We start from the raw sequence: 13,980 nt of genomic DNA on the forward strand, positions 1-13,980 counted from the left end.
ATAAAAAAAAGCAGGGCATGTATTTCTACATACTCTACTCTTTGAGTGTATCATCTTAACTTAATGACATTGCCAATTTAGGCTATCTCTTTTTATATATCTTTTCGTTAGAATCTAATTCGCTGTTAACCTTATCTCTCAAGTCTTTGGAGTATCCGTTTCTAAACTCCCTAGAGATCATATACTTTATTACGTTCATACTCTCAACTCCTTTTAAATATTATTATTCATCTGTTACTTCTTAATATAATTATATGCTATATCATTAATAAAATCAACTATATTTTATTAATTAATTATTTAGCATTAGTGTTTTATATTAATTTGTTAAATAAATATTTAACGAGATAACATATTATTAATAGCACTATTTTAATTGTTTTTAGATATATCCACATATTCTAAGGAATAATGCTGATATATATTTATTTAGCATTACTAATTCAATCGAAAATAATTCTTATTTACTAGTAATTATATTTATTATGTTATAAAATCCCCTACATTATTCATATTTTTTTTAATAACTGCACGTACACATTTATATAAATAAACAAATTTTGTTAACCTAATAACTAAAAAAAAGAGAACAAGTCTCCTTTTTATTTAAAGTAAACTTGTCCCTCTTCTAATTTATCTATTATTGCTAAAGATTCCACTGGAACTCCTTGCTTTTCTATTTCCGATCTTCCAGGTTGGAAGCCTTTTTCTATAACTATACCTACTGCTACTGGTTCAGCCTCAGCTTGTCTAACAACATCAATTAATCCACAAGCAGCACATCCATTAGCTAAGAAGTCATCTATAATAAGTATTCTTTCTTTTTTATTTATAAATCTTTTATTAACAACTACATCATAAATTTTATTTTTAGTGAAAGATTGAACTCTAGAATGGTATACTTCTTTATCCATATTAGCTGATGCTATCTTTTTAGCAAATACTACAGGAACATAGTCAAAGTGTTGCGATAATATAGTAGCTATACCGATTCCCGAAGCCTCTATAGTAAGTATCTTATCTATCTTCTTTCCTTCCATTCTTTTTTTAAACTCTTTTCCCATCTCATTAAAAAGTTTCACATCCATTTGATGATTTAAAAAGGAATCAACCTTTAGTATATTTCCTGGTAAAACTTTTCCTTCTTCTCTTATTTTGTTTTTTAATAATTCCATTACTTTTCCTCCTAAAATAAAAAAGACCTATGAACTAAAAGGACTTCAGTTCATAGGCATAAGTTAAAAACACCAAAATAACGTTCGTAGTCGGGTAGTTTAAAGGCTCCCGGTAGAGACACTTGGACCATATTTCCATGCATATACGAACTGAAGTTATATTCTCTTTTAACTTTATGTTATATTATTTTTAAGAACAAATCAACTTTTTTTATTTTATATCTCAACGTCTTTAGTGTAATCTATATTTTCAAACCCAAATCCAAACAGTTTAAGAAAATCTTCTCTAAAGCCTTCTGCATCTGAGTACTCTTTTACATTCTCACTATTAACTTTATCCCATATATCTTTGATTTCCTGTTGAACATCTTCTCTCATTTCTAGGTCATCTATTCTAATTCTACCTGCTTCATCTAGAGCTAATTCTCCTCCATATAATCTTTCAGAGAATAATCTATAACATTGCTCTATACAACCTTCATGTATTCCTTTTTCCTTCATAACCTTAAACATTATAGATATATAAAGTGAAACTACAGGTATAGCTGAAGATGCTTGAGTTACTAAGCCTTTGTTTACAGACACATAGGCTTCACCCTTTAGATCTTTTAGCATAAGGTTTATTTCTTTGCTTTTTTCATCTAAATCCTTTTTAGCCATTCCAATAGTTCCGTTATTATACATTGGATAAGTCAATTCAGAACCTATATAAGAGTAAGCTAAAGTTCTTACACCTTCTTCTAATACGTTAGCTTCTTTTAAAGCTTCCATCCATAGCTTCCAATCTTCTCCGCCCATAACTTTAATAGTTCCTTGAATTTCTTCTTCTGTTGCTCTTTCCACTTCTACGTCGCTTATCTTAAAACTATGGAAGTCTAAAGTCTTACTTTTAAAGTCTTCTCCTATAGTCTTTAATACTGAAGAATAAACTTCTCCAGACACAGGATCTTTTCTTCTAGGTGATGCTAAAGAATATATAACTAAATCTATTTTACCCATATTATTTTTTATTTCATCAATAGCTTCTGCTTTTATTTCATTTGAAAAAGCATCTCCATTTATACTTTTGTGAAATCCACCTTGTTCTTTTGCAAATTTCTCAAAAGCTTTATTGTTATACCAGCCAGGTGTTGCTGTTCTTTTTTCACTAGCTTCTTTTTCGAAACTTATTCCTAAGGTATTAGCACCTGTTGAAAAAGTTGCAACTATTCTTGAAGCTAATCCATATCCAGTAGAAGCTCCTATTATTAGTACGTTTTTAGCTCCTTCAATTTCACCTTTTGATTTCACATACTCTATTTGTTCTCTAACATTCTCTTCGCATCCTAATGGGTGGGCAGCTGTACATATAAAACCTCTAAACTTAGGTTCAATCCTCATATTTTAATCCTCCAACTTACTTTTCTTTTAATAAACTTTGATAATCAAAATATTTTACATATAAAATAATATAGCATACATTTATAATTAAGTCATTAATTTTTTATCTATTATTCAACTTTAAATAAATCTTTTTTAGTATCTTCATTCCATATATATTCAATTCTATTACATATATTTAAAGCTACATCTCTTCCTAAGATATCACTTATAAATCCTAAACTCATATCTATACCTGCTGAAACTCCTGAAGATGTATATATATTACCATCCTTTACCCATCTGGCCTCTTTTATCCACAATACTTTATCACTTTGCTCCTTAACCCAATTAAAAGCTCTCTTATTAGAAGTTGCTTCTCTTCCATCAAGTAAGCCTGACTTAGCTAATAATGCAGAACCTGTGCAAACAGTTAATATATATTTTGAGTTAAGTGATATATCTTTAATATATTTTAATAGTTTATAGTCCTCTACACCGTTTCTAGTTCCAGCTCCCCCTGGAATAAACAATATCTCTTTATATTTTGGAGAATATTCATACTTATCTGTTTGGATTTTTACCCCCTGAGAACTTGTTATTATACCAGAATCCATAGATATAAAATTCATTTTGAACTCTTCCTTAACACATCCAAAAATCTCTACTGGTCCAAATACATCTAAAGTTTCAAAGTCATTAAACAATACAACATTTATTCTATAAATCTCAACCACCACCTAAATTTCTTTTATTAAATTATACTAAATTTTCCATGGATATAAAACTTAAGTAGTTAATTATATCATTTACTTCTTAAAAATCTCTGTTATAATAGTATTTAAGTTAATATTTTAGGGGGAAAGAAATGGAAAGTGCCAGTAGTATCATTTATTATTACTCAAGGACAAAAAATACTGCATCAGTAGCCCAAGACCTATCGGACTTATTAAACTGTCCCATGGAAGAAATTATAGATTGGAAAAAAAGAAAAGGAATTTTTAGTTTTTTAACTAATAGTTATGAAGCTATAACTGGAAAAGAAACAAAAATTGCTCCTATTTCAAATAATCCAAAACACTTTAATCATATAATATTAGGATTTCCAGTATGGGCTTCACACATACCACCAGCTGTTAGAACTTTTATTAATAAATACAAAGAAGATATTAATTCAATTAGCCTTTTTTGTACTCAAGGTGGAAATGGCGGTGAAAAAACTTTTTCATTGATTGAAGAAATTTTAAACATAAATCCAAACTTCAAAATCATTATAAATAGAAGAGATGTTAAAGCTCTAAATTATATGGGTAATTTAGAAAGCTTCCTTATAAATGAAAAACTCAGCTTAGGCTGAGTTTTTTTATTTATATAATAAAACTCGGCATTTCTACCGAGTTAAATAATCTTATATGTGATTTACAATTAATGAAACTATAGCGCCAACTAGTGCACAAGATGGTATTGTTACCACCCAAGTTGTAACAATATTTTTTGCTACACCCCATCTTACAGCTGAAAGTCTTTTAGCTGCTGATACCCCCATAATAGAGGTAGATACTATATGTGTAGTACTTACTGGTGCATCCATCATAGTAGCAGTAAATATTACCGCTGAGCTTGTTAAATCAGCTGAAAACCCTGAAGCCGGAGTTAATTTTGCCATGCCACTTCCCATGGTCTTAATAATTCTCCATCCACCTACAGAGGTTCCTAGGGCCATTGCAGTTGCACAGGCTAATTTAACCCACAGGGGCACATGGAAACTTCCTATCACACCACCACTAAACAGTGCTAAAGATATTATTCCCATTGATTTCTGAGCATCATTACTTCCATGATTAAATGCAAGGAAAGCTGCTGATAAAACCTGAGCTTTTAAAAATCCTTTTGTAGCTTTTGCAGGCTTAGTTTTTCTAAAAATCCAGTTTATTGTGGTCATGACTATGTATCCAAATATAAATCCTATAACAGGCGATAAAAATAACCACAAAACTACTTTAATAAAAAAGGTCGCCCAATTTACTGTATGTATACTTCCTGAAAATGCTATAGATGCTCCTATCAGTCCTCCTATAAGAGCATGAGAAGAACTACTTGGAATACCCACATACCAAGTAACTAAATTCCATATAATAGCTGCAATGATAGCGGCTAAAACTACTTTTATAGGGGCTCCACCATCGTGTATTATACCTGATCCAATAGTTGTTGCAACCTTTGTGCTAACAAGTGCTCCTATAAAGTTTAACCCTGCTGACATTAAAATTGCCTTCTGTGGAGAAAGTGCTCTTGTAGTTACTGAACTAGCTATTGCATTAGCTGTATCATGAAATCCATTTATAAAATCGAATGCTAAAGCTAATATAACTATTATTATAGTTATTAGTTGAGTAGAATTAAGCATGCTTCATTACAACTCCTTCAACAACATTAGCTAAGGTTTCACAGGAGTCTAATGTTTTTTCTAGCTTTTCATATAAATCTTTCCAAACTATGATTTCAATATTATTTACTTCTGTTGTAAAAAGTTCTCTCATACCATCTCTGTATGCATAATCGCCTTTTGTTTCTAAAAGATTTAATTCAGATATTACCTTATAAATACTGTCATCAGTTTTGAAATTTTGTAACTTTATAAATAAATCCTTCATCTTTTGGCAAGATTCATTTATAAGGTCCACTATAGTATAACTTTTTTCTCTACTAGTTTTTATATCGTACATAAGATATCTTCCAGATATGTCCTCTATATTATCAACAACATCATCTAGTCTTTTAACTATTAATAATATATCCTCTCTATCAAGTGGAGTTATGAAACTATTATTTAGTTCTTGTAAAATCTTATGAACTAAGTCATCACCTTTATGTTCTATATCCTTTAGTCTTAAGCTTATACCTTCTGCATCCTCAACATTTCTTGACAACAACGTAAGTTCATTAGAAGCCTCTTCTATAATACTAGTAAACTCGATAAATAAATCATAAAACTTATCATTTTTAGGTGAAAAATTAAACATGATATCTGTCCTCTCCTTATGTATATAGTAATACTACCTTATAATAATCCTCCATTGTTAAATCTATATTAAGAATATTAAGGCTGGCATAAGTTTGTTATTCTTGTGTTAAAAAACATTTACATTTATCTATTTGTTATTTTTCTACCTATATAAATGCTTCTTTTTAGTATTTGTGCATGTTTTTTTATCTTCTTAAGTTAAATAACATTTACTTCCTTAACATATTTTTAACATTTAAAACCTAAAAAAAGAGATCTAGAAAACTCTAGATCCCTTTTATTTGTTATTTATTATTAATTATTGATTAGCTAACTTCTTGTAAGATTCTAATCTTTCCATAGCATCTTGGTAAGTCTTCTCAAATAAAGCATCAGCTGCTTCTGGGAATGCCTTAGCAAGAGATGAGTATCTAACTTCACCCATTAAGAATTCTTTAAAGTCTTCTTTAGGTTCTTTAGAATCTAAGGTAAATGGATTTTTACCAGCATCTTTTAATGTTGGGTTAAATCTGTACATACCCCAATATCCACAATCAACAGCTTTTTTAGCTTCTAATTGAGAATTACCCATACCAGCTTTTAATCCATGGTTTATACATGGAGCATAAGCTATGATTAATGATGGACCTGGATAAGCTTCAGCTTCAGCTATAGCTTTAAGAGTTTGGTTCTTGTCTGCTCCCATAGAAATTTGAGCAACATATACATAACCATAGCTCATAGCTATCATTCCAAGATCTTTCTTCTTAGTTCTCTTACCAGATGCAGCAAACTTAGCTATAGCAGCTGTTGGAGTTGACTTAGATGATTGACCACCAGTGTTTGAGTAAACTTCTGTATCAAATACAAGTATGTTTACATCTTCTCCTGATGCAATAACATGGTCTAATCCACCAAATCCTATATCGTAAGCCCAACCGTCTCCACCAAAGATCCATTGAGATCTCTTAGTTAAGTAGTCTTTATTCTTTAATAATTCTTTAGCGAATTCGTTAGTTTCACCTTGTAGAGCTGCAACAACTCTTTCTGATCTTGTTCTAGTTCCTTCACCACTGTTAACATTAGCTAACCAGTCTTCTAAAGCAGCTTTAGCTTCTTCAGATACACCAGCTTCTATTGCTTTCTTAGCTTGTTCTTCTAATCTTTCTCTTTGAGCTTTAACTCCTAAGAACATACCTAATCCAAACTCAGCATTATCTTCAAATAATGAGTTAGACCAAGCTGGACCATATCCTTGATGATTCTTAGTGTATGGAGTTGAAGGAGCAGATCCTCCCCAAATTGATGAACATCCAGTAGCATTAGCTACCATCATTCTATCACCAAATAATTGAGTTACAAGCTTAGCGTATGGAGTTTCTCCACAACCAGCACAAGCACCAGAGAACTCAAGTAATGGTTGCTCAAATTGGCTTCCTTTTAATGTTAATTTATTCATTGGGTTTGGTTTCGCAGCTACTTTCTTAGTTACAAAATCCCATCTTTCAATCTCAACATGTTGAGATTCTTGTGGTTTCATTAATAATGCTTTTCCAGGTGCTGGACATACTTGAGCACAGTTTCCGCAACCAGTACAATCTAGTGGACTTACAGCCATAGTGTATGATAATGGAGTTTCTGTCTTTAATGCCTTAGCTGGAACTAATTTTAATCCTTCTGGTACTGCATTCTTTTCTTCTTCGTTTAATAAGAATGGTCTGATTACAGCATGAGGACAAACATATGAACATTGGTTACATTGAATACATTTATCTGCTTGCCATTCAGGAACGTTTATAGCTATTCCTCTCTTTTCGTAAGCAGCAGTACCATTTTCAAATGTACCATCTTCCATTCCTAAGAATGCAGATACAGGAAGTTTATCTCCTTCTTGTCTGTTCATTGGTTCAACTATTTTCTTTATGAATTCTGGTACAGCAGTTACAGCAGCTTCTGCTTCTACAGCTGATTTCCAGCTTTCAGGTACATCTATAGCAACAATTGATTCGATTCCTCTATCAATAGCAGCATAATTCATGTTAACAACTTTTTCACCTTTTTTGCCGTATGACTTAACAACAGCATCTTTTAAGTACTTAACAGCATCTTCAACTGGTATTATGCTAGCAAGCTTAAAGAAAGCTGATTGCATTATCATGTTGAATCTTCCACCAAGACCGATTTCTTGAGCTATTTTAACAGCATTTATAGTGTAGAACTTAATGTTGTTTTCAGCTATAAATTTCTTATATGAAGCTGGTAATTTTGTTTCTAATTCTTCTGGAGACCATATAGTGTTTAATAAGAAAGTTGCACCTGGTTTTAATCCATCAAGTACATTGTACTTATTAACATATGATTGGTTAGAACAAGAAACGAAGTCAGCTTTGTTTATTAAGTATGGTGACTTAATTGCTTTTTTACCAAATCTTAAGTGAGATACAGTTATACCACCTGATTTTTTAGAATCATAGAAGAAATATGCTTGTGCATACATTTCTGTGTGATCCCCGATGATTTTAATAGCACTTTTATTAGCACCAACTGTACCATCTGATCCTAATCCCCAGAACTTACAAGCTGTAGTTCCTACTGGTGTAGCATCGATATCTTCAGTTACATCTAGTGATAAGTTAGTAACGTCATCAATAATTCCTATTGTGAATCCATTTTTAGGTTCAGCTTTTGCTAAGTTAGCATAAACTGCAGCAATATGTGCTGGATTTGGATCTTTAGATCCTAAACCAAATCTACCACCAACAACTAACGGAGCATTATCTTTACCAAAGAATGCATTTCTAACATCTAGGTATAATGGTTCTCCTGCTGATCCTGGTTCTTTAGTTCTATCTAAAACAGCTATTTTCTTAACAGTTTTAGGAATAGCAGCTAATAATCTTTCATTTGAGAAAGGTCTGAATAGTCTTACTTTAACTAAACCAACTTTTTCTCCTTTTGCTGTTAAATAATCTATAGTTTCTTCACATACATCTGTTGCAGAACCCATAGCTATAATAACTCTATCAGCATCTGGTGCGCCATAGTAATCGAAACAGTGATATTCTCTACCAGTTAATTTAGTTATTTCAGCCATGTAGCTTTCAACTGTATCTGGTAAGTTGTTGTAGTAGTTGTTAACTACTTCTCTTTCTTGGAAATAGATATCAGCATTTTGAGCTGTTCCTCTTGTTACAGGATGATCAGGGTTTAAAGCTCTTCTTTTAAAACTGTCTACACATTCCCAATCTACTAACTTAGATAATTCATCATATTCAAGAACTTCGATTTTTTGAATTTCATGAGATGTTCTGAATCCATCAAAGAAGTTTAAGAATGGTACTCTTGTTTTAATAGCTGTTAAATGGGCAACAGCTGCTAAATCCATAACTTCTTGAACTGAACCTTCTGCAAGCATAGCAAAACCAGTTTGTCTAGCTGCCATAACGTCTTGGTGATCACCAAATATGTTAAGAGCTGATGTAGCTAATGCTCTAGCTGATACGTGAAGTACTCCTGGAAGTAATTCTCCTGCAATTTTATACATATTAGGAATCATTAATAATAGACCTTGAGAAGCAGTGAAAGTAGTAGTTAATGCACCAGCTTGTAGTGAACCGTGAACTGCTCCAGCAGCTCCTGCTTCTGATTGCATTTCCATAACTTTAACTGTTTGTCCAAAGAGATTCTTTCTTCCTTGGGCAACCCACTCATCAACATTTTCTGCCATAGGTGATGAAGGAGTTATTGGGTAAATCGCTGCAACTTCGGTAAATGCATAAGCTATATGAGCTGCTGCTGCATTACCATCCATAGTTTTCATTTTTCTCATCGTGTTGACCCCTCTTTCTATTCAACTTAGATATTTATTTAATATACCTCAAAACACATATTAATTCTGAAATATATATAAACAGACTAGTTTTCTGCAAGCTTTTTTCCTAATTCCATTGCAATTTTTAGCTCATTATCTTCTGGCGATTCTTTTACAGCTAGTGTTCCTATAACATTGAATCCATAATCTTTCATTCTTAAATTCCATTCATTTATGAATTCTCCATCATCCCAACCATATGATCCAAATAAAGCAACTTTTTTATTATCATTAGGTATTAGTTTAAGTTCTTTAACAAACGGTTCCATTTCCTTTTGTTCTATTCTATTACTATCCATAGAAGGACTTCCTAAAGCTACTGCATCTGCTTCAATAACATCTGATATGTTAGCTTCTGAAACTAGTTTTATATTTACTATTGCTCCTAGCTTCTCTGCACCTTCTTTTATAGCATTAGCTAAAACCTCAACATTTCCACCATTACTCCAATAAATAATGCTAATTTTTTTCATCTTAATCACCTCTTGGTTTGTTAAAATGTTAACAAGATTGTATTTTGCTAATTTATGCCTTCTTAAAGCTTACATAAATATTATATAACAAAGGATTTATTTTGCAAGTTTCATATTATCAGTTAAGTTAAAAATTAGTTCATAATTAAAAGTATTTGGGTATTAGCCTTATATTTACGGATATTTCTCCAATATACTCTATATTGCTCGATAATTTGTCTTTATAGCTAAAATTTATTGTATATCTCTAGATTATTCTAATTTTCTTAATATTTTAATTATTCCTATTATACTAAATTCACAAACTTTTCCCAGGAAATAAAATCTAATTTCTTATCTACATAAACCACTATATTATTTTTTAATACTACTTAATATGACCTTAATTACATTATTAACTCCACTTTCCATAGAACTATTTTTTATAGTGGATATTAGCTTAGTCTTATTATTTTTTAAATCATTTATTGAGTTAATAAGAGTTGTTTCATTTAATTCCTCTTCTTCTAAGGTTAAACAGAATCCAGACTTTTTAAATGAATTGGCATTAAGTATTTGATCCCCTCTACTTGCTTTTTTAGATAGAGGGATTAGTAGCATTGGTTTTCTTAAAGCTAAAAATTCAAAGATAGAGTTCGAGCCTGCTCTTGATATTACATAATCACAAGCTTTCATAAGGTGTGGAAGTTCATCAGAAACATACTCAAACTGACTATATCCCCTATAATTTTCTAGAGATTTATCTATATTTCCCTTGCCACATATGTGAATTATATTAAATTCATTAAGAAGTTTGGATAGATTTCCTCTTACAGCATTATTAATTATTTGAGAGCCTAAACTTCCACCCATAATTAATATAATTTCTTTATCATCTGTAAACCCTGCTATTTTTTTACCTTTTTCTTTGTTTCCTTCTAGAATTTCTTCTCTAATAGGAGCTCCAGTTAATATTCCCTTGTCTTTTTTTATATACTTAATACTTTCTGGAAACGTTACACAAAGCTTATTGCAAAAAGGTGCACTTAATTTGTTTGCAAGACCAGGTGTTATATCAGATTCATGGGCTATTACTGGTATTCCTTTCATGGTTGCTGCCATAACTACAGGTACAGCAACAAATCCACCTTTTGAAAAAACTACATCTGGTTTTTCTTTTGTAATTATTATAAACGCCTGAAATAAGCCTTTAACCACTTTAAATGGATCAGAGAAATTTTTTAAATCAAAATATCTTCTAAGCTTCCCTGAGCTTATAGAATAATATTCTATATTTTCTTTTGTAATTATCTCTTTTTCTATTCCATCTTTACTTCCTATATATTTTATTTGAAAGCCTTTATCTTTAAGCTTAGGTATTAACGCTAAATTTGGAGTTACATGACCTGCAGTTCCTCCACCTGTCATTATTATTTTATACAAATAAATCATCCCCTTTTTTTTAACTTCACTCTATGAATTTTCAACTTTTTTTAATAAAAAGTCAATATTAAATACAAGCTTTTGAAAGCTTTTCCACTTTACCCTTTATTTTTATATTATAATTCTCACCAATAAGGACAACATATAATCACAATCAAATTTATTAGGAGGTGTCAATTATGGCAAGAAACAATAAAACTTTAATACCAGAAGCAAGAAATGGATTATCAAAATTCAAACACGAAGTAGCAGGTGAACTTGGTGTTCAACTAAAAGACTACAATGGAGACTTAACTTCTAAAGAAGCAGGATCTATTGGTGGTGAAATGGTTAAAAGAATGGTAGAAAAGTACGAACAAAGCTTATAATTTTCGCAGAAAATTATTCAGTTCCTTAAACAAGGTTTATAAAAAATTTCGAAGAAATTTAATCAATTCTTCAAACAAAGCTTATAATAAGTGCTATAAAATTATATTATTTTTTTAATATAATTATACACTTAAAATCTACCATACATTAGTTTTAGAGGAGCTTTAACAGCTCCTCTTCCTTTATTGCTATATCATTATTTAAAATCTTACCTATGCTCCACTGCTCCTATTCACCACTTTTGCGCTGTTTTTATTTACCGCTTTTTCACTGCTCTTGTGTTTTTATGCTTTTGTGTAACGATGCTCCTATTTTCCTCAATTCCGCTGTTTCACTGTTCCCAAATAGCGCTGTTCCTATGATTTTTTAAAACTTAACCTAAATAAAAAGAGACTTTTATACCAAATGTTTAGCATAAAGTCTCAATTATTTTTTACTTAATCCGATAGCTAGCTCCTGGACATTGTGCCCCCTGTGGGTATTAGTTCAACTAAATTCAGCTGGAGCATAAAACTCCACCTGAAAAGTTTCACTTTATAAATCTTAGTGATTCAATTTTAGCTTGAATGGTTTTGTTTCCGTTATATTCATTAATTGATGGATAATAAACTAAAGCACACTTTATATTGCAATAACTACTAGTTTCAATTTCTAATGCTTTAACTTCTCCAAAGTGTTTATTTAAAAGTTTTCTAAATTCATCTCCAACATTAAACGCTATCCCATTTATAGTTGTATTGTCAAAAGAGAAGGAAACTCTTATTGAATTACGTTCATTTCCTATAAACCATATTCTTTTTAAATAGACATCTTTTTCTCCAAATAAGGGTTTAGGATTTCCTTTCCCAAAAGGAGCTAAAGCTTCAATTTCTTCTATAAGCCCATAATTTAGATTTCTAAAAGGAAGATGCATATCTATTCTTATTTCTGGTAGCATATCCTCTTCTGTTAACTCACAGTTATTAAGTAAAGCATCTCTAAGCTTAGGCAGATTTTCCTCTCTTACTGATAACCCTGCTGCCATAGGATGTCCACCAAATTTTTCGATAAGGTCGCTACACTTTGTTAATTCTTTGTGCATATTATATTTTTCAATGCTTCTACCTGAACCTTTAGGCATTTCTTTTCCTGAAGTCATTACTATAGCTGGAGCATTATACCGCTCTCTTATTCTTCCAGCTACAATTCCAGCTAAGCTTTCATGTATACTAGGCTCATATACAAAAAGCACCTTATCTTTTTCATAACCATTTTCTCTAATAATATCTATAACTTTTTCTAAACTTACATTGGTCATCTCTTGTCTTTCTCTATTAAGAGTCAATAATCTCTGTGCTAATTCATTACTTGCTTTTTCATTGTCTGACATTAATAATTCCAATGCCAAATCTGCTGTTTCCAATCTTCCTGTGGCATTTATACAAGGACCTATAACAAAACCTAGATGATATTCATTTAAAATTTTATCCTGTAGATTATTTGCTTTAATTAATGATTTAAGGCCTAAATTTTTAGTGTTATTTAATCTTTTTAAACCTTCTTTTACTATTATTCTATTTTCATTAACTAAATCAACAACATCACAAACTGTAGCTATTGCTGCAATTTCAACTAAATCTTCAACTCTAGAAGTTGGCATTTCCAATTCCTTACACAAACACAATATAAATTTATATGCTATTCCTGCTCCACAAAGATTTTTAAAAGGATAGGAGCAATCTTTTTGTTTAGGATTTACTATAGCATCTGCTGGAGGTATTTTTTCTTCACTTCTTCCATCTTCTAACTCCACAAAAGGTATATCATGATGATCCGTAACTACAACCTTCATCCCCAGACTTTTTGCGTATTCTATTTCATTAAAAGCTGATATACCATTATCACAGGTTAAAATTATCTCATAACCTTCTTTATATAGCTCACCTATTCTTTTTTCATTCATACCATAACCTTCATTTTCTCTATGAGGTATATGGTATGAGACCTTAGCTCCACACTCTTTTAGTCCTTTTAATAATATGTATGTGGAACTTACTCCATCACAATCATAATCTCCGTAAATAAGTATAGGTTTCTTTTCAAGAACATACTCCTTTATTATATCAATGGCAAGGTGCATATCTTTCATCATAAACCCATCTTGAAGATCATCTACAGATCCATTTATAAATAAATCAATCTCTTTACTTGTTGTTATACCTCTATTAGATAAAATTTTCCCCATAATAGGATTTAATCCTAATTCCTTATAAGTAGAATCTTCTATCTTTTTTTCCTCTCTCATTATCCATTTTTCTTTCATTTTTT

At 31.1% G+C, this 13,980-nt stretch carries 11 protein-coding genes and 1 riboswitch; of the genes, 2 read left to right on the forward strand and 9 right to left on the reverse strand.

Annotated elements, in window-relative coordinates:
* Positions 1-602: 602 nt before the first annotated feature.
* The 3 genes from L1S49_RS13865 to L1S49_RS13875 all read right to left on the reverse strand — a co-directional run bounded on the left by L1S49_RS13865 (position 603) and on the right by L1S49_RS13875 (position 3,262).
* Positions 603-1,175, reverse strand: a complete 573-nt coding sequence (locus tag L1S49_RS13865; protein WP_021803010.1) for a xanthine phosphoribosyltransferase — start codon at positions 1,173-1,175, stop codon at positions 603-605.
* Between the two features lie 67 nt (positions 1,176-1,242).
* Positions 1,243-1,344: riboswitch (purine riboswitch) on the reverse strand.
* A 47-nt stretch (positions 1,345-1,391) separates the two neighbouring features.
* Complete coding sequence (fabV, locus tag L1S49_RS13870) at positions 1,392-2,555, reverse strand: enoyl-ACP reductase FabV (protein ID WP_238905493.1); 1,164 nt, start codon at positions 2,553-2,555, stop codon at positions 1,392-1,394.
* A gap of 110 nt (positions 2,556-2,665) precedes the next feature.
* On the reverse strand, positions 2,666-3,262 hold the full coding sequence (locus tag L1S49_RS13875) for a DJ-1/PfpI family protein (RefSeq protein WP_343073981.1): 597 nt from the start codon (positions 3,260-3,262) through the stop codon (positions 2,666-2,668).
* 140 nt (positions 3,263-3,402) lie between these two features.
* Between L1S49_RS13875 and L1S49_RS13880 the strand changes: the two genes are divergently transcribed.
* Positions 3,403-3,891 carry a hypothetical protein gene (locus L1S49_RS13880; protein ID WP_238905497.1) on the forward strand — a complete coding sequence of 163 codons (489 nt, stop codon included), beginning with the start codon at positions 3,403-3,405 and terminating at the stop codon, positions 3,889-3,891.
* Positions 3,892-3,942: 51 nt separating this feature from the next.
* On the opposite strand, the gene L1S49_RS13885 is transcribed toward L1S49_RS13880, so the two are convergent.
* From L1S49_RS13885 to L1S49_RS13905, 5 genes are all read right to left on the reverse strand, one after another.
* Positions 3,943-4,941 (reverse strand): inorganic phosphate transporter, encoded by a 999-nt coding sequence (locus tag L1S49_RS13885; RefSeq protein ID WP_238905498.1) that lies wholly within the window; start codon positions 4,939-4,941, stop codon positions 3,943-3,945.
* A complete protein-coding gene (locus L1S49_RS13890; protein ID WP_181602719.1) occupies positions 4,934-5,557 on the reverse strand; it encodes a DUF47 family protein in 624 nt (207 codons plus the stop codon). Before L1S49_RS13890 ends, L1S49_RS13885 begins: the two co-directional genes overlap by 8 nt.
* A gap of 300 nt (positions 5,558-5,857) precedes the next feature.
* Positions 5,858-9,367, reverse strand: a complete 3,510-nt coding sequence (gene nifJ / locus L1S49_RS13895; RefSeq protein ID WP_238905500.1) for a pyruvate:ferredoxin (flavodoxin) oxidoreductase — start codon at positions 9,365-9,367, stop codon at positions 5,858-5,860.
* A gap of 86 nt (positions 9,368-9,453) precedes the next feature.
* A complete protein-coding gene (locus L1S49_RS13900; protein ID WP_238905502.1) occupies positions 9,454-9,882 on the reverse strand; it encodes a flavodoxin in 429 nt (142 codons plus the stop codon).
* A gap of 354 nt (positions 9,883-10,236) precedes the next feature.
* Positions 10,237-11,310: an undecaprenyldiphospho-muramoylpentapeptide beta-N-acetylglucosaminyltransferase gene (locus tag L1S49_RS13905; protein ID WP_238905630.1), complete on the reverse strand. Its 1,074-nt coding sequence runs from the start codon at positions 11,308-11,310 to the stop codon at positions 10,237-10,239.
* A 173-nt stretch (positions 11,311-11,483) separates the two neighbouring features.
* Here L1S49_RS13905 and L1S49_RS13910 point away from each other — a divergent pair, with 173 nt between their 5' ends.
* The gene (locus L1S49_RS13910; protein ID WP_238905503.1) at positions 11,484-11,672 is read left to right on the forward strand and encodes an alpha/beta-type small acid-soluble spore protein; all 189 of its coding nucleotides are present in this window, start codon (positions 11,484-11,486) and stop codon (positions 11,670-11,672) included.
* A gap of 530 nt (positions 11,673-12,202) precedes the next feature.
* Here L1S49_RS13910 and recJ read toward each other — a convergent pair.
* Positions 12,203-13,975 carry a single-stranded-DNA-specific exonuclease RecJ gene (gene recJ / locus L1S49_RS13915; RefSeq protein ID WP_238905505.1) on the reverse strand — a complete coding sequence of 591 codons (1,773 nt, stop codon included), beginning with the start codon at positions 13,973-13,975 and terminating at the stop codon, positions 12,203-12,205.
* Between the last annotated feature and the right edge of the window lie 5 nt (positions 13,976-13,980).

Source organism: Clostridium sp. YIM B02506, from assembly GCF_022324845.1.
Lineage (GTDB): Bacteria > Bacillota > Clostridia > Clostridiales > Clostridiaceae > Clostridium_T > Clostridium_T intestinale.

What these genes read in the sequence shown, in the direction of transcription:
- L1S49_RS13880 (WP_238905497.1), top strand. Translation starts at nt 3,403, where the DNA reads ATGGAAAGTGCCAGTAGTATCATTTATTATTACTCAAGGACAAAAAAT.
- L1S49_RS13910 (WP_238905503.1), top strand. Translation starts at nt 11,484, where the DNA reads ATGGCAAGAAACAATAAAACTTTAATACCAGAAGCAAGAAATGGATTA.
- fabV (WP_238905493.1), bottom strand. Translation starts at nt 2,555, where the DNA reads ATGAGGATTGAACCTAAGTTTAGAGGTTTTATATGTACAGCTGCCCAC.
- L1S49_RS13885 (WP_238905498.1), bottom strand. Translation starts at nt 4,941, where the DNA reads ATGCTTAATTCTACTCAACTAATAACTATAATAATAGTTATATTAGCT.
- recJ (WP_238905505.1), bottom strand. Translation starts at nt 13,975, where the DNA reads ATGAAAGAAAAATGGATAATGAGAGAGGAAAAAAAGATAGAAGATTCT.
- L1S49_RS13890 (WP_181602719.1), bottom strand. Translation starts at nt 5,557, where the DNA reads ATGTTTAATTTTTCACCTAAAAATGATAAGTTTTATGATTTATTTATC.
- L1S49_RS13865 (WP_021803010.1), bottom strand. Translation starts at nt 1,175, where the DNA reads ATGGAATTATTAAAAAACAAAATAAGAGAAGAAGGAAAAGTTTTACCA.
- L1S49_RS13900 (WP_238905502.1), bottom strand. Translation starts at nt 9,882, where the DNA reads ATGAAAAAAATTAGCATTATTTATTGGAGTAATGGTGGAAATGTTGAG.
- nifJ (WP_238905500.1), bottom strand. Translation starts at nt 9,367, where the DNA reads ATGAGAAAAATGAAAACTATGGATGGTAATGCAGCAGCAGCTCATATA.